11 protein-coding genes and 1 pseudogene are annotated in these 16668 nt (G+C 71.7%); 6 read left to right on the plus strand and 6 right to left on the minus strand.

Annotated features, from left to right (window positions below; all coding sequences use genetic code 11):
• Positions 1 to 119: 119 nt before the first annotated feature.
• Positions 120 to 1136 (minus strand): aspartate-semialdehyde dehydrogenase, encoded by a 1017-nt coding sequence (locus tag LZ604_RS15205; protein ID WP_234515626.1) that lies wholly within the window; start codon positions 1134 to 1136, stop codon positions 120 to 122.
• Positions 1137 to 1483: 347 nt separating this feature from the next.
• Between LZ604_RS15205 and LZ604_RS15210 the strand changes: the two are divergent.
• Both LZ604_RS15210 and LZ604_RS35740 read left to right on the plus strand, forming a co-directional pair.
• Positions 1484 to 2016 (plus strand): annotated as a pseudogene (locus tag LZ604_RS15210) (RNA polymerase sigma factor).
• Between the two features lies 1 nt (position 2017).
• Positions 2018 to 2860, plus strand: a complete 843-nt coding sequence (locus LZ604_RS35740; RefSeq protein ID WP_267971389.1) for a hypothetical protein — start codon at positions 2018 to 2020, stop codon at positions 2858 to 2860.
• A gap of 67 nt (positions 2861 to 2927) precedes the next feature.
• Here LZ604_RS35740 and LZ604_RS15215 read toward each other — a convergent pair whose 3' ends face one another.
• Positions 2928 to 6233, minus strand: coding sequence for a S8 family serine peptidase (locus tag LZ604_RS15215; protein WP_234515627.1), 3306 nt, complete (start codon positions 6231 to 6233; stop codon positions 2928 to 2930).
• Between the two features lie 349 nt (positions 6234 to 6582).
• On the opposite strand from LZ604_RS15215, the gene LZ604_RS15220 reads away from it, so the two are divergent.
• Complete coding sequence (locus LZ604_RS15220) at positions 6583 to 7062, plus strand: NUDIX hydrolase (RefSeq protein ID WP_234515628.1); 480 nt, start codon at positions 6583 to 6585, stop codon at positions 7060 to 7062.
• 180 nt (positions 7063 to 7242) lie between these two features.
• Here the strand turns inward: LZ604_RS15220 and LZ604_RS15225 are convergent, their stop codons facing one another.
• On the minus strand, positions 7243 to 7812 hold the full coding sequence (locus tag LZ604_RS15225; RefSeq protein WP_234515629.1) for a GNAT family N-acetyltransferase: 570 nt from the start codon (positions 7810 to 7812) through the stop codon (positions 7243 to 7245).
• A gap of 228 nt (positions 7813 to 8040) precedes the next feature.
• Here LZ604_RS15225 and LZ604_RS15230 point away from each other — a divergent pair, with 228 nt between their 5' ends.
• Positions 8041 to 9249, plus strand: a complete 1209-nt coding sequence (locus tag LZ604_RS15230; RefSeq protein ID WP_234515676.1) for a glycosyltransferase — start codon at positions 8041 to 8043, stop codon at positions 9247 to 9249.
• 75 nt (positions 9250 to 9324) lie between these two features.
• Here the strand turns inward: LZ604_RS15230 and LZ604_RS15235 are convergent, their stop codons facing one another.
• Entirely contained in the window at positions 9325 to 10389 is a 1065-nt protein-coding gene (locus LZ604_RS15235) for a hypothetical protein (RefSeq protein ID WP_234515630.1), read from the minus strand.
• Between the two features lie 213 nt (positions 10390 to 10602).
• Complete coding sequence (pepN, locus tag LZ604_RS15240; RefSeq protein ID WP_234515631.1) at positions 10603 to 13188, minus strand: aminopeptidase N; 2586 nt, start codon at positions 13186 to 13188, stop codon at positions 10603 to 10605.
• A gap of 159 nt (positions 13189 to 13347) precedes the next feature.
• Here pepN and LZ604_RS15245 point away from each other — a divergent pair, with 159 nt between their 5' ends.
• Complete coding sequence (locus LZ604_RS15245) at positions 13348 to 14010, plus strand: mycothiol-dependent nitroreductase Rv2466c family protein (protein ID WP_234515632.1); 663 nt, start codon at positions 13348 to 13350, stop codon at positions 14008 to 14010.
• A 262-nt stretch (positions 14011 to 14272) separates the two neighbouring features.
• On the opposite strand, the gene LZ604_RS15250 is transcribed toward LZ604_RS15245, so the two are convergent.
• Entirely contained in the window at positions 14273 to 15649 is a 1377-nt protein-coding gene (locus tag LZ604_RS15250) for an amino acid permease (protein ID WP_234515633.1), read from the minus strand.
• A 413-nt stretch (positions 15650 to 16062) separates the two neighbouring features.
• On the opposite strand from LZ604_RS15250, the gene LZ604_RS15255 reads away from it, so the two are divergent.
• Positions 16063 to 16644, plus strand: a complete 582-nt coding sequence (locus tag LZ604_RS15255; protein ID WP_234515634.1) for a biotin transporter BioY — start codon at positions 16063 to 16065, stop codon at positions 16642 to 16644.
• Positions 16645 to 16668: the final 24 nt, after the last annotated feature.

Below are 16668 nucleotides of genomic sequence, written 5' to 3' on the forward strand. Positions count from 1 at the left end.
CCTCGTTATGTGTGGGTTGCGTCATCCTTCCACGTCACCATGGCGTTGGGCGATGACACCGAAGACCACGCGGGGCGCGCACCGCAGACGGTGCGCGCCCCTGTCGGCGTATGGGTTGCCTACTCGCTCAGCTCGGCCGCCACCAGCTCCGCGATCTGCACGGCGTTCAGTGCTGCGCCCTTGCGGAGGTTGTCGCTGGAGACGAACAGGGCCAGACCGTTCTCCACCGTCTCGTCGCGGCGGATGCGGCCCACGTACGAGGGGTCCTGGCCGGCCGCCTGCAGCGGGGTCGGGATGTCGGACAGGACCACGCCCGGCGCGCCGGCCAGCAGCTCCGTGGCGCGCTCCACCGGCAGCGGACGCGCGAAGCGGGCGTTGACCTGGAGGGAGTGGCCGGAGAAGACCGGGACGCGGACGCAGGTGCCGGACACCTTCAGGCCCGGGATCTCCAGGATCTTGCGGGACTCGTTGCGGAGCTTCTGCTCCTCGTCCGTCTCGTTCAGACCGTCGTCGACGAGGTTGCCGGCCAAGGGCAGCACGTTGAAGGCGATCGGGCGCTTGTAGACCTGCGGCTCCGGGAAGTCGACCGCCCCGCCGTCGTGGGTCAGCCGGTCGGCCTCGGCGACCACCTTCTGGGCCTGTCCGTGCAGCTCGGCGACGCCCGCGAGGCCCGAACCGGACACCGCCTGGTAGGTGGCGACGACGAGCGCCTCGAGGCCCGCCTCCTCGTGCAGCGGCTTCAGCACCGGCATCGCGGCCATCGTGGTGCAGTTCGGATTGGCGATGATGCCCTTCGGGCGGTTCACCACCGCGTGCGGGTTCACCTCGGAGACGACCAGCGGCACGTCCGGGTCCTTGCGCCAGGCCGAGGAGTTGTCGATCACGACGGCGCCCTGCGAGGCGACCTTTTCGGCCAGTGCCTTCGAGGTGGCGCCGCCCGCGGAGAACAGCACGATGTCCAGGCCGGTGTAGTCGGCCGTGGCCGCGTCCTCCACCGTCACCCCGTCGAGGACCGTCCCCGCCGAACGGGCCGACGCGAACAGGCGCAGCTCGGTGACCGGGAAGTTCCGCTCCGTGAGGATCCTGCGCATGACCGTGCCGACCTGACCGGTGGCTCCGACGATTCCGACCCTCACGGCGACTCCCTCTGCGTGTGTTCTGCGTGCCTGTGTGCCTGGCCGAGGCCTTTCCATCATGCGGCCGACCCCGGCCCGGCTGTCCAATTCTTTGCGCGGCCTGCCCGAGGAATGGGACGCCCGCCCCTGGCCGTCGGTTGCGGAAATCCGGTTCCCGGCCCCGCTGAGCTGGAGAAATTCATTCGCCCCGGGGTCCGCGCCGCAAGCTGTGCTGCCCCGCGCCTGCCCCTGCCCGTACGGCGCACACGGAGGTGTGATGTACGCCTCTGCCGTCCGCCACGCACGCCGTCCGAACGTTTCCGCCCACTGCGGCGTCATAGAGGAAACGCGCAAGGGGAGGGGTGGCTGTGCTGCGCAGAAAGGCCCGCCGCGGGCCGGGGGCGGTCCACGCGGTGGACGATCCCCTGGACGCGGCCCAGGAGCGGCGGGTGCGGGCGGTACTCGCGCTCGGCGGGGTGCCGCAGACGGACCTGCCGGACGGGGTGCAGCAGGTCCGTCTGCGGCTGCTGGAACGGACGGCGAGCGGGCGCGAGGCGCCACGCGACGTGTCCGCGTGGGCGGCGGTCGTCGCCTCCAACCTGGCGATGGACTGGCACCGGGCCAGGCGCCGCCAGGAGAGGCTCGGGGAGCGGCTGGCCTCCCTGCGGCAGCCGGCGGACCTGTCCGGGGAGGACTCCAGCGTGCTCTCGCTGGCCGTGGCCCAGGGTCTGGACGAGCTCTCCGAGGCCCAGCGCCAGGTCCTGGTGCTGCGCTTCTACGCCGATCTGCCGGTGCGGGACATCGCGGAGGAGCTGGGATCCCGGAGGGCACGGTCAAGAGCAGGCTCCACTCGGCGGTCCGTGCGCTGCGCGACCGTCTGCACGAGGACGAGGTGGTGTGACATGGCCGCCGAGTACGACGGCGTCGACGCGCTGATGGCGGCGATCACCGGCGAGCCGCTGCCGGACGCCGCGCGCTCTGATGCCGAGTTCATGGCGGGGCACCGGGCGGCCCTGGCCGACGTGGCGCTGCTGCGGAAGCAGCTGGGTGTCCTCGGGGACGCGCTGGCGGCACCGTCGCCCGAGGCGCCGTCGCCCGAGGCGCCGTCGCCCGAGGCGCCGTCGCCCGAGGTGCCGTCGCCCGAGGTGCCGTCGCAGTCGCCCGAGGCGCCGTCGCCGGCCGCCGCCCCGAGCCGCCCGTTGGCCCCGCGTCCGGTGAGACCCGCGCGCCGGGGCCGTGCCCTGCGCCTCGCCTTCGGGTCACTGGCGGCCGTGGTGGCGCTGTCGGCCGTCGTCGGGCTGGCCCGGCTCGTCGCGCTCGGCGGGGGAGCGGACGACGCCGCGTCCAAGAGCAGCGCCGACAGCGCTGGTGCCGTCGGCCCCTCGGTGGGGGACGGGCCGCCGCCGTCCGATCCCGAGCGGGAGGTGGCCTGCTCCCGGCTCGTCGTCGAGGGGACGGTGAGCGGGGTGGGACCGCTCGACGGGCCCAGGATCCGGGTGGTGCTGACCGTCACGCGGTACTACCGGCCCGACGGCGGCCCGTCCCAGGTCACCGTCCTCCTCGACGGCGGCGCCGAGCCGCGGCCGCGCCGGGGCCAGCATGTGCTGATCCGGGTCCCGCGGGGCGGGGACGGGCCGACCCTGTGGGCCGTGGGCGAGGAGCGCGTCGCCGCGAACCGCGCCTGGATCACCGGGGCACTGCCGGGCTCCCGGCACACCGGGTGTCCTTCGGGCGGGCCGAGCTGACCCACCGACGAAGGGCGGGCGCCCGTCACAAGACGACGGACGCCCGCTCTCACCGCCGTACGGAGAACTACGGCGTGACCTTCTCGATCTTCACGCTGCCCACGCCCGCGACCGTGCCGCGCGCGTTGACCAGCTGGACCTGGCCGAAGAACTCCCGGCCCTCGGGTGCCGCCGCGGCCGCCGTGACCGCGCCGGAGACCGTCGCGGAGTCACCCGTGCCGAGCTTCACCGGCGCCGAGCCGTCGACCGAGACCTGGCCGAGGGCGGGGGAGAAGAACACGTCCCGGTAGTCGTAGGCCGTCGAGCCGGAGGGGACCGAGTAGCCCGCGACCTTGACGGTGTAGGTGCCGGCGGCGGGCGAGGCGATGTGCACCGACTCCTCGGAGTCGCCGTCCGCGGACTGCGCGACCTGCTTGCCGCTCGCGTCGAACACCGTCAGGTCAAGGTCGGCGGCCGTGTCGGACACATTGCCGATGGCCACGTCCAGCGAGGTGGCGCCCGCGGGCACCTCGACCGTGCTGGTCTGGGTCTCACCGCCCTTGATGGTCGGACGGGCCGTCTTCGACGAGCCGAGCGGGCCGCCGACGAGCTTGCCGTCCAGCGCCGCGTAGGCGTTCGTCACCTTCCAGGAGGCGGTGGCCGGGGTGCCGACCTTCGCCTCGGGGACGGTCACGGTCGCCGGGTCGAAGGCCGCGCCGAGAACGGTGACGTCCAGCTTGTAGGGGTTGTCGAGCAGCGGCGAGGTGCGGCGCGCCTCGACCTCGATCTCCCAGACCCCGGCCTGCGGGTCCGCGTACGAACGCACGTCGGGCTTGCAGCCGTTGCCGTCCAGGTAGTTGTTGTAGCAGTACGGCGTCGAGGTGTTGTCGACCGGAGTGCCGTACGGGTGGATCGCGATGAACCGGGTCTGGCTCTTGTCCTCCAGCCCGCCGATCGCCACCTCCAGCGACTTCGCACCCTCGGGCACGGTCACGAAGTACGACCGGGTGCTGTTGCGCTGCACCGAAGCCGACGCGGAGTAGGCGTACTCGACCGGCGTGGAGACGACGACCGTGGTCAGGATCTGCTTGTCGAGGCCCTCGGTCGCCGGGTCGTCGACCTCGAGGATCGCGCTCTTGAGGCCCGCGGACTTCGGGGCCGCCTGGACCTTCACGGTCACCGGCTGGTTCAGGGGCAGCCTCACCTCGTCCGAGCCGAGGATCCGGAAGGTGCCGCCGTAGTTGTTCTCGAAGTGCAGCTCGTGGCGGATCGCCCGGTCCGGGCCGGACGTACGGGTGATGGTGATGTCGTACGTCTTCTTCTCACCGGCCTTCAGCCCGCCCTCGCGGTCGTAAAGGCCGGTACCGAAGCCGGGGGTCTTCAGCGCGTAGTCGATCGCGGTGTCGACCGGGGCCTTCACCGTGTAGTCGTGGGCGCTCGCGTCGTCGCGGATCGCGTCCCAGGCGTCGATGATGTTGATCAGGCCCGCGCCCTCCTCGTACGCCTGAGCACCCTTGATGTGGTCGGCGGTCGAGGTCAGGGCCGTGCGCAGCTTCGCGGGCGACAGATCGATGCCCTTCTGCTTGGCGGCCGACAGCAGCAGCGCCGAGGCGCCCGCGGCCTGCGGGGACGCCATCGAGGTGCCCTGGAGCATCGAGTAGCCGGCCGGCAGCGAGTAGCCCGCCTCGGCGACCGGGGAGCCGGGCAGCCAGGTCTGAGTGGTGTTGATCGCGGCGCCGGGGGCGACGAGGGTCGGCGTGAAGCCTCCGTCCTCGCGCGGACCGCGCGAGGAGAACGGCATCAGCTGGTACTTCTTCGTCACCTGCGAGCCGTAGTTGGCGGCCCAGGTCTCCTTGGAGATGCCCGCGCCGACCGAGATGACCTTGTCGGCGAGGCCCGGGTCGCCGATGGTGTTGGCGCCGGGACCGGAGTTGCCCGCGGAGATCACCAGCTGCACGCCGTAGGTGTCGATCAGGCGCGTGTACAGCTCGGCGCGCGCGTTGTTGCCGTCGTTGAGCGCCGGCAGGCCGCCGATGGACATGTTGACGATGTCGACGCCGCGGTTGACGACGAGGTCGATCATGCCCTCGGTGAGCGCGACGTTGGTGCAGCCGCCGGTCCAGGTGCAGGCCCGGGAGGAGACGATCTTCGCGCCGGGGGCGGCGCCGTTCATCTTGCCGCCGAACAGGCCGTTGGCGGAGGTGATGCCGGCGACGTGGGTGCCGTGCTCGGACTCGATGACGCCGATGTTGACGAAGTCGGCCTTCTTGCCGACCCAGGACCCGCCGAAGGGGTCCATCGGCACGTCCTTGCGGATCTGCACGACGAACGGCACGCGCTCGACGACGTCGGTCTTCGGGTCGTCGGTGCCGAAGTAGCCGATCTGGTAGCCGTCCTTGTACGGCTTCATCGGCGTGTCGTCGCCGAAGTCGTGATTGTTGTTCAGGTCGAGGGTGACCGTGCCGGCCGCCGGGTCGTACAGGACGCCCCAGCTGTCGGTGGTGTCGCCGTCGCGGTTGAGGTCGCCCTTCTCGTCGCCGCCGGTGGTCGCGGACTCCTTGAAGGTGCTGATCTGGTACGAGCCCGTCGGCGCCGTCCAGGTCTGGCCGCCGTAGGAGAAGGTGGGCCCGGAGACCGCGGTCACCATCGGACGCCAGGTCGCGTCGCTGTCGACGATCGGGTCGGTCGCGGTCACCCAGTCGACGATCTTGCGCTCGCCGGTGGTGGTCTTCTGCAGCGCCGGGTGGCCGAGGTCCACGCCCGAGTCGAGGATGCCGATGGTGATGCCCCGGCCGTCCGCCTTCGGGTGCTCCTTGACGAAGTCGACGGCGCCCGTCTCGAAGGACGGGTTGTACGGGTTCTCGGCGGGGGTGCTCTTGCCCGGGGCGGAGTAGGTGGCCGTGCCCCTTACCGCCGTGCCCTTGGCGGTGTCCGCGCTCGGCGTCGGGTCGTCGAGTTTGATCTCCTGCCGCAGATCGATGGCGTGCACCGAGGACAGCTTCTCGGCGGCGGCGATGGCCGAGTCGGCCTTGGCTGTCGGGACGGTGGCGCGGACGTAGCCGAGTTTGTCGTCGCTACGGCCGACCGAGCCGCCCTTGACCGAGTCCAGCTCCTTGGCGACCTGCTCGGTCTGCCCGGGTGCGGTCGCGATCATCATGGTGACGTTCTTGGCGCCGTCCGCCTTGGCCTCGGCGAGGAGGTCCGCGTCGTCCGAACCGAGTTTGGCGGTCGCGGACTTGACGGCCGGGTCGGCGGAGCCCGGCTGGTGGTCCGCGGAGAAGGCCAGAGGTATCGGCCCGGCCGCGGAGAGCGCGGCCGCGAGACCTGTGGCAACGGCTATGCGGGCCACGCGTCTCGCGCCCGATATCGGGGCGCGCTGAGGGTCGGTGGTCATCGGCATCCCTTGTAGGTAAAGGAACGTGGGTGGTGCGGCCGGTTCCGACGATGCGTCGGTTCTGGTCGCGGTCGTCCGGATTTCGGGTCCCGGCGACCGCTCAGCTTTACCGAAGGGACAGATGTTTGGGGAGAGTTGACCGAGTCGGGGTGGAGCCGTGGCACAATTCCGCCATGCGTCATCGGGGACTTAGTGGCACAGGCCGGGACAATCCTGTGAACCGGCTGTGCCCCTACGCGCGTAGCCCGTGGATCCCGGCTGCCGCGTGTGCGCGGGCAGTGACCGGGCGCCTTCGCGCCGTTGCCGCTCGGCGGCCCGTCCGCCCCACGGCCCGCGGTAACGTCCGCGTGTGCACAAGAAGTTGAGGGTGGCGGCCTACGCCGTCTGCGTTCGCGACGGCAAGCTCCTGCTCGCCCGGGGGCGGGGCCGCGACGGCACTGCGGAATGGACCCTGCCGGGCGGTGGGACGGAACACGGCGAGGACCCCTACGACACCGTCCTGCGGGAGGTGGAGGAGGAGACCGGCTATCGCATCGAGCCCACCGGCCTGCTCGGCGTGGACTCCGTCCACCGCCGCCTCCCCGACCGCTTCGGCCGCACCGTCGACCATCACGGCCTGCGGCTGGTCTACGAGGGACGGGTCACCGGCGGCGCACTCCGCAACGAGGTCGGCGGTTCCACCGACCTCGCGGCCTGGCAGCATCTGGCCGCGGTGCCGGAGCTGAAGAGGGTTGGCCTCGTCGACATCGGGCTCGCACTGTGGCGCGAGCGCCCCGCGACCGGCCGCTCGTCGATCATCGGCCGACACCCTCGGCACCCGGGGAAATGAACGCGGAGTGACCGTTCCCCCGGGCCGTTCGAGGAGTGGTCGTGGACGCGCGGTCGTGGACGCGCGGGGTGGCCCGAGATCCACGTACGGTGATCGGTGCTGCGCGTTGCCGCCGCAATCACGCACAGGCGATCCCAGGGACCGGCCGGCCGTGAGGACACGGCCGGCCCGCGCCGTGGCTCACCCCTTCCGGGCCGGCACCAGCTCCGCCCGCTCCACGGCCGGCTCCCGCGGGCCCGTGGAGCGGTTGGCGGTGGCCGGGCCGCGCGGGGCCCGGCCCGTGAAGCGGAAGCGGAGCGAGGCGAGGAAGCGGCGGCCCCGGGACCAGCCCACCGGGACCGTCGTGGTCACGAGGGTGGTGCCGGACGCGGCAGCGCGGTCCAGCAGGACGGTGGCCACGGCGCGGCCCGTCCCCGTGCCCCAGAGCGACGGATGCAGCAGAAACAGGCCCACCGACCAGGCGCCGGGGGCCGGATGGTGCCGCACCGCGTCGATGATCCCCACCACCGGACCGCCGTCCTCCGTCACCACCAGGATCAGTTTGTCCTGCCAGTCCGCGCCGGGCGGCAGGCTGTAGTACAGGCTCTGGAGGTCGCCGGGGCCCGAGGGCAGGCCGGTGGCCGCCTCGAGGTACGCACCGCCGGCCTCGAAGAGCGCCAGCACGCCCGGCTCGTCGTCGGGCACGGCCTCCCGCAGGGTGTAGCGCCGTCCGTCGTCCGTCGTGATCGTCATGCTGATCGGCTCGGTCATCCGGTCATCGTCGACCCGGGACCGCACGGCGGACCACCGGATTCCGGCACCCGGGCAACCCGGGATCGCGGAATTCCGGAGTAAACCCATCCGACCCGGACATGAGACACGCTGTTCATCCAGATGAAACATCCGTGCCGCCTCATATCGGACAACCCGCAGTTCACGGGGATGGTTCGATATGTGTGCAAGGCGGGTGGTCGCGTGCTCATGAGGCACGAACTGCGCGTGCTGTCGGTATACGACGGTTTCTTCTCCGGGGGCGCCCGGATCCTCCACAGCGATGTCGTCCTGGGGCTCCAGGAGGGCGGTCAGCTCCACCGTGTGCTGAGCGTTCACGCAGAGGTGCTCCGCGAGGCCAGCCGGCAGGCGATGGAGGAGGACGCCTGCTACCGGTCCCTGACCGCGGCCGGGGTGGAGGTCACCTCCCTGGGCCGCACCTCCGGGCTGCCCGGGGGCCCCGGCGCCGACCCGGCGCTGTTCACCGGCCCGGAGCTGGCGGCGACGGCCAGGGCGATGGCGGGCGCCGACGTCATCCTGTCGCTCAAGGAGCAGCCGCTCGGCCTGCTCAACCAGGCCGGCCTGCCCCGCCGGCCGGTGATCGTCTCCCTGCACCGCTCGGACCCCCAGAACCAGGGCGGGGCGCTGGACGAGCTGAAGGCCGCCATCGACGAGGGCACCGTCGTGGCCTGCGTCTGCTGCGCCGAGTCGACCCGGGCGGCCTACGAGGCCGCCGGGATTCCGCCCGAGCTGCTGCACGTCATACCGAACGGTGTCGACCTGCTGCGCTTCCGGCCCGACCCCGCACGGCGGCTGCGGCTGCGCACCTCGCTCGGCATCACCGGCGACGCCCCGGTCGTCGTCTTCGCGGCCCGCTACGACGCCATGAAGAACGTCCCGCTCTTCCTGCGCGCCGCCCGGGCCTGGCTGCGGCAGCAGCCCGACGGGCACGTGCTGATGTGCGGCGCGGGCATGACGGTCGGCCAGCCGGGGCTGCACGCCGACATCGACGCCGCGTTCGGGCACGACCTGGCGCTCACGGACCGGCTGCACCTGCTGGGTGTCCGGCGCGACATGGAGACCGTATACGCGGCCTCCGACGTGGTCGCGCTGACCTCGGCCTGGGGTGAGGCGGCTCCGCTGTGCCTGATCGAGGGCATGATGTGCGGAGCCGTCCCGGTCGCCACCGATGTCGGGGACAGCGCGGCGATCGTCGCCGGGCACGGTTTCGTCACCCCACCGGACCCCGACGCGATCGCCACCGCCTGGGGCGACGCCGTCGCCGCCCGCGCCGACCTGGCACCGGTCCTGGAGCGCAGCCGCGAGCGGTTCAGCCGCACCCGCATGATCGCCGCCTACGCCGCACTGATCGACCGTGTGCACACGGAGTCGTTCCGGCCGCCCCTCCCGGAGCCTCCGCTGTCCGAGCCGCTCTGACGGACACGGCGCACGAGGAGGGGCCGCCGTCGGGCGGCCCCTCCTCTCCCCTCCTGACTTCCGGCGCCCCGCGGCCTACCGGGGCAGCACCATGACGTACGCGGCGGGCTCGCGGTCCGCCGATGCCATCAGGGCCGTGCGGACCACCGTCGCCTGCTGCTCGGGCGCCTCCCGCAGCTTCCTCGGCGTGATGTGGACGACCGTGATCCCGAGCCGCTCCAGGTGCTCGCGCTTGCGGGAGTACTCCGACCACACCGCGACGTCCTCCTGCCGGTGGCCGTGGCGCGGTGCTCGGGTGTCCAGCTCCAGCGCCACGGCCTGCTCGGGCCAGTACGCGTCCAGGCCGCCGAGGCAGGGGCCGCCGGGGAGCCTGAGCTCCACGTTCCAGACCGGGTCGGGGAGGCCGTGCTCGCGCACCATCCGGTACAGGCGGTCCTCCGCCATCGCCCGGCCCTCCGCCAGCAGCGAGTCCACCGCGTCCACCACGTGCGGGCGGCTCAGCAGCCTCGCCTGGTTGAGCTCCCGCACCACCGCGGCCGGCTCGCAGTGGCCGCCGCGCACCGCCTCCGTCAGCAGCCGGCGCACCGTGCCCGCGTCCGGCAGCCGGTCCACGGCGTCGGCCAGCGCGCGCGGGACCGGCGCCACCGGCACGCCGGTCACCACGTGCGGGGCGGGCAGCAGCGGGGTGCGGATCACCCGCGCGCAGCCGGTGCTGCGCAGCCGCCGGGAGCGTGGGACGAGGACGTCGATGTGCTCCAGGGACGGCAGTGTGGGCGTGCAGGAGAAGCCGTACAGGGTCAGCGCGGCCAGGCCCGTGAGCATGGCGTCGGGGTAGCGCAGCGGGGCGTGCGGGCCGTTCGCGTCCGGCTGGGGTGGGACACCGGCGGCCGGTGCGCCGAGCGGCGAGCGGGTCGCGTACAGCAGCACCGCGTGCAGGCGTTCCTCGGAGGTCGGCGGTCCCTGGTGGAGCAGGTACACGCCGGGCAGGAACTGCTGCCAGGGGCCACCGGGCCGGGCGTGCTCGGTGGCCTCGGTGGCCGTCACACCGTGGGCGCGCAGCTGGGCGGTGGTCAGCACCCGGCGCTGCACCTCCGACAGATGACGGAGGGGGCGGGGGGAGAGCGGGGTGTTGTGGTTCATGACCCCGGAGTTCCCGTGTCCGATCCGTCCGCTAACCACTGTTACACGCCTGTCGACAAATCCGGACAATACAGAGCTAAAGTACGGGCGTTCGACTGCCGAAAGGGGCTGGTCCGGACGGGGGGAACGAGGGGTTACGGGTTCGGATACTCGTATTTCGTAACTGTCGTTCCCCGGGGGCCCGTCCGTGTGACGGTCCCCCGGAACCACCTCCTAGCAACCCGCCTCCGCGTCGCACGCCTGCCCGCGCAGGATGCGCGCCAGATCGTCGCGCGCCTCGAGGACCAGCCTCCGCAGCGCGGGCGCCGCGTCCTCGTGCTCCGACAGCCACGCGTCCGTCGCGTCGAGGGTCTCCGGGGAGTCCTGGAGCGCGGGGAACAGTCCCCTGACCACGTCCATCCCGATCTGGATGGAACGCTCGGCCCACACCCGGTCGATCGCCGCGAAGTACATCGCCGTGTACGGCGCGAGCAGTTCACGCTGCGACGGCTGCACGAAGCCCGCGATGGTCGCCTCCACGAGCGCGTTCGACAGCGCGTCCGACTCGACGACCTGCGCCCACGCCTGGGCCTTGACCGCCGCGGAGGGGCGGGCGGCCAGGCAGCGCACCTGGTGCCGCTTTCCGGAGGCCGTGTCGTCGCGGGCCAGCTCCGCAGCGAGCACCGACTCGTCCGCCGCCCCGTGCGCGGCCAGCGGCTCCAGGAACGCCCAGCGCAGCTCCTGGTCGACGTCCAGGCCCTCGATCTTCGCCGTGCCCTCCAGCAGCGCCTGCAGCAGCTGGAGGTCGGCCTCGTCGCGCGCCATCGCCGCGAAGAACCGCGCCCACGTCAGCTGGTGCTGGCCGCCCGGCTCCGCCTGCCGCAGCTCGTACAGCGCGCCCTGGGCCAGCAGCCGGCCGCCGGTCTCCCGCCACTCGGGCGCCGCGTAGTACGTCAGCGCCGAGTCCGCCCAGCTGTGCAGCATCTGGAGCACGCCGATGTCGGACTCCCGGCCCGCGAACCGGAGCACCAGGTCGATGAAGTCCCGGGCCGGCAGCAGCGCGTCCCGGGTCAGGTTCCACAGCGCCGACCAGCACAGCGCCCGTGCGAGCGGGTCGGTGACGGAGCCGAGACGGTCCTTCAGGGTCGCGAGCGAGGTGTCGTCGAAGCGGATCTTGCAGTACGTGAGGTCGTCGTCGTTGACCAGGACCAGTTCGGGGGCCTCGGCGCCCGCCAGTTCACCGACCACCGTCCGGGGACCGTGCACATCCACCTCGGCGCGCGCGTACCGGACGAGCGCGTCCCCCTCGCTCCGGTACAGGCCCACGGCCACCCGGTGCGGCCGCAGTTCGGCATGCGACTCCGGCGCCTCCTGGAGCACCGACAGCTCCGCGATCCGGCCGTCCGTGCCCAACAGCACCTGCGGAGTCAGCGAGTTGACGCCCGCCGTCTGGAGCCAGGAGCGCGCCCAGGCCGTCATGTCCCGGCCGCTGGTCTCCTGAAGGACCGACAGCAGGTCGGCGAGGCGCGTGTTTCCGTAGGCGTTCCGCTTGAAGTAGCGGCGCGCGCCCTCCAGGAACGCATCCCGCCCCACGTACGCCACCAGCTGCTTCAGCACCGACGCGCCCTTGGCGTAGGTGATGCCGTCGAAGTTGAGCTTGGCGTCCTCCAGGTCGCGGATGTCCGCGGTGATCGGATGCGTGGAGGGCAGCTGGTCGGCGCGGTAGGCCCACGCCTTGCGGTTGTTGGCGAAGGTGATCCAGCCGTCGGTGAAGCGGGTCGCCTCCACCAGTGAGAAGGAGCCCATGAAGTCGGCGAAGGACTCCTTCAGCCACAGGTCGTCCCACCACACCATGGTCACCAGGTCGCCGAACCACATGTGGGCCATCTCGTGCAGGATCACATTGGCCCGGCGCTCGTACGACGCCTGTGTGACCTTGCCGCGGAAGATGTACTCCTCGCGGAAGGTGACCAGGCCCGGGTTCTCCATGGCCCCGAGGTTGTACTCGGGCACGAACGCCTGGTCGTACTTCCCGAAGGGGTACGGGTAGTCGAAGTGGTCGTGGAAGAAGTCCAGGCCCTGCTTGGTGACCAGGAAGACGTCGTCCGCGTCGAAGTGCCTGGCCAGGCCCTTGCGGCACATCGCACCGAGCGGGATCTCCAGGGTCGAGCCGTCGTCGAGGGTGCGGGTGTAGGTGTCCGTGACGTAGTGGTACGGCCCCGCCACGACACAGGTGATGTACGTGGAGATCGGCTTGGTCTCCGCGAAGCGCCACACCCCGTCGTGCCGCTCGCCGGCGCCGTTGCTCCACACCGTCCAGCCCTCGGGGGCGCGGACCTCGAAGCGGAAGGGGGCCTTGAGGTCGGGCTGCTCGAAGTTGGCGAAGACGCGGCGCGAGTCGGCGGGCTCGTACTGCGTGTACAGGTAGACCTCGCCGTCCTCCGGGTCGACGAAGCGGTGCAGGCCCTCACCGGTGCGGGAGTAGGCGCACCGGGCGTCGACCACCAGCTCGTTGTCGGCGGCCAGGTCCTCCAGCCGGATGCGGGTGCCGTCGAAGACCTCGCCGGGGTCGAGGTCCTTGCCGTTGAGCGAGACGGCGCTGACACTCGGGGCGACCAGGTCCGCGAAGCTCGTGGCACCCGGCTCGGCGCAGCGGAAGCGGATCGTGGTGACCGAACGGAACGTGCGGGGCTCACCGTCCGCGGCGCCGGGTGCCTCCCCCACCGCGGAGCGCAGGTCGAGCGACACGTCGTACCCGTCGACGGACAGCAGGGCGGCCCGCTCCCGGGCCTCGTCGCGGGACAGGTTCTCACCGGGCAAGGGGGGCACTCCCTGGGTCGGCTGGATCGGCGGACAAGGACCGATCCTGCCATGCACCCCTGATCCCGGGCACCGGGGCGCACCTCGTGAGGCCTTTGGGGAATGACGGGTGCGCCCCCGGACGTTGCCGGGTTAAACGACCGCCTTCCTAGGAGAGTCATGTCCGAGACCGTGTCCGCTTCCGGCAAGACCCCCGTCGACTTCTGGTTCGACCCGTTGTGCCCCTGGGCCTGGATGACCTCCCGCTGGGTCCTGGAAGTGGAGAAGGTCCGGGACATCGAGGTCCGCTGGCACATCATGAGCCTCGCCGTGCTCAACGAGGACAAGCTGGACCAGCTGCCCGAGGAGTACCGGGAGATGCTGGCGACCAAGGCGTGGCAGCCGGTGCGTGTGGTGACCGCGGCATGGCAGAAGCACGGCGCGGACGTCCTCGGCCCGCTGTACACGGCCCTCGGCACGCATTTCCACAACCAGGGCGAGGGCCCGACGCTCGAGGCGATCGCCGCCGCGCTCGAGGAGGTCGGCCTGCCCGCGGATCTGATCGACTACGCCGAGCAGGAGGACTTCGAGTTCGACGCCGAGCTGCGCGCCTCGCACAAGGAGGGCATCGAGAAGGTCGGCCAGGAGGTGGGCACCCCGGTGATCGCGGTCCCGGGCGCCGACGGCGAGCAGATCGCCTTCTTCGGCCCTGTGGTCACCCCGGCCCCCAAGGGCGAGGACGCCGCGAAGCTGTGGGACGGCACCCTGGCGGTCGCCTCGGTCCCGGGCTTCTACGAGATCAAGCGCACCCGTACCAAGGGGCCGGACTTCAGCAACCTGTGACGGCGCCCGCCGCGTACCGGGAGACCCCCCGCGAGTCACATCCTCGCGGGGGGTCTTCCCCTTTCTCCGCCTGCCGGTGAACGGTGAGAAGACGATCACGGCAGGACGCTTCACACGCCGTCAGACGGCGAGCGGCAGGGCGTCGGTCCGGGACCTGGCCGCCGCGTAGCGCCTGGCGACATCCTGCCAGTGTGACGGGCAACACGAAGGCCCCCACGTGTCGACGTGGGGGCCCTTGCCGGCCTTCTCCCGAGCGGGGGCGTCAATCCCGGGCGCGGACCCGCTGCCGGACGTAGCCCACGACGGCCAGGAACAGCGTCATGCCGCCCGTCGAGTACAGCTGTACGCGCGTGTCCGGCTGCCGCGCCATCAGAACGAAGATCGCCGCCATCCCTGCCAGCGCGACCCAGGTCAGCAGCGGGAACGCCCACATCCGCACGGCCGGTCGCCCGGGCGCCTCCCGCTCCAGACGGCGGCGCAGACGCAGTTGCGAGACCGCGATGAAGAACCAGACGACCAGGATGACCGCGCCGATCATGTTCAGCAGCCAGGGGAAGACGTCGTTCGGCCGCCAGTAGCTGAGGACGACGCACACGAAGCCGAACACCGACGAGGTCAGCACGGCGACCCGGGGAACGCCGCCGGACACCCTGCCGAGCGCCTCCGGGCCCTGGCCGCGTTCCACCAGCGAGTACGCGATGCGCGAGGAGCCGTAGATGTTGGCGTTCATCGCGGACAGCAGCGCGACCAGCACCACCACGCTCATCAGCCGGCCGGCCCCCGGAATGCCCAGGTGGTCGAGGGTCGCCACGTAGGGGCCCTTCTCGACGACCTCTTTCCCGTTCCACGGGACGAGGGTGACGATGACCGCCATCGAGCCGATGTAGAAGAGCGCGATGCGCCACATGGCCGTACGGACCGCGCTCGCCACACCCCTGACCGGGTCCGGGGACTCCGCCGCGGCGATGGTGACGGTCTCCAGACCGCCGTACGCGAACACCGACGCGAGCAGACCGATGACAAAGCCCTGGCTGCCGTGCGGCAGGAAGCCGGTGAGGTTGGAGGCACCGGGGGACTCGGTGCCCGGCAGCACACCGGCGATCGCCAGCACGCCCAGCACCAGGAACAGCGTGATCGCGCCGACCTTGAGGGCGGCGAACCAGAACTCGAACTCACCGAAGTTCTTCACCGCGGCCAGGTTCGAGCCGCAGAACACCACCATGAACAGCGCCACCCACGCCCACTCGGGCGTTCCCGGCAGCCAGCCGGTGACGATCTTCGCGGCGCCGATGCCCTCCAGGCCGACGGCCGTGCACAGCAGTACCCAGAACGACCAGCCCGCGGTGAAGCCCGCCCAGGGGCCGATCGCCCGCTCGGCGTGCGCGGAGAAGGAACCCGAGGACGGGTAGGCGGCCGACATCTCGCCGAGCATCCGCATCACCAGCATGACGAGCAGACCGGAGACGGCGTAAGCGATCACGATCGACGGACCGGCGGCGGCGATGCCCGCGCCGGAGCCGACGAACAGGCCGGCGCCGATCACGCCGCCGAGGGCGATCATCGACAGATGGCGCTGCTTGAGGCCGTGGGACAGGGAGGCCCCGGTCTCGGGCGGGGTCTCGACGGTGGTACTGGGCATGGGGCGCGCCTTGTCGATTGCAAGAGTCGGGCAAAAACCCCCACAGTCTGGGCAGCCTGTCCGCTCCGGCGAAGAGGCTGCCCACTATCCGGACGCCGGCCGTACGGAAGGTGAATCCCCGGTTACGCGGTCGCCGCCCGGAACGGCGATCGAGGGGGTGCGACGGGAGCCATGAGCCCGGACCAACCCGGTTGGCGAAACCCTACAGTTGCCCTCGGCCGGCCTCTCCGGGCTTCATCGCCCTCACCTCAGTGACCGGGATCACGCCGCACCATGTGTAAGCCTCGGCTTTTGTGCACAACCCACCAAGTCCCGGATCCGGCCTTTGTCGAGCGCTGACGGTGATCGCTTCACCGGCCCTGGGATAGCGTCGCCGTGTCCCGAACCGTCCCCACCGCCGGAGTGAGTTCCCAATGAGCACCGCCACCGCCACAGTTGCCCGCCCCGGCGAGGTCCTCGCCGATCTGCTGCCCGCGTCCCGCGTGCGGGACATCGCCCTCGTGGTCGGCGGTGCCGTGCTCACCGGGCTCGCCGCGCAGCTCTCGGTGCCCGTGCCGGGTTCGCCGGTGCCGGTGACCGGACAGACCTTCGCCGCGCTGCTCGTGGGCACCTCCCTCGGTGCCGGCCGCGGTTTCCTGTCGCTCGCCCTGTATGCGCTGGCCGGTGTGGCCGGCGTCCCGTGGTTCGCGGGCGGTGGCTCCGGCGCCGCCGCCCCCTCCTTCGGCTACATCATCGGCATGCTGCTCGCCTCCGCCGCCGTGGGCGCCCTGGCGCGCCGCGGCGCCGACCGCTCGGTGCTGCGCACGGCCGGGGCGATGCTGCTGGGCGAGGCGATCATCTACGCGGTCGGTGTCCCGTATCTGATGCTGGCCACCGGCATGTCCCTGTCCGCCGCGCTCGCGGCCGGGCTCACCCCCTTCCTGATCGGCGACGCGCTGAAGGCGGCCCTGGCGATGGGCCTGCTGCCCACCGCCTGGAGGCTCGTCCGCAAGTGACGCGGTCTCAGCGGGTGACACACG

The sequence above is a fragment of the Streptomyces glomeratus genome (assembly GCF_021462825.1).
Lineage (GTDB): Bacteria > Actinomycetota > Actinomycetes > Streptomycetales > Streptomycetaceae > Streptomyces > Streptomyces glomeratus.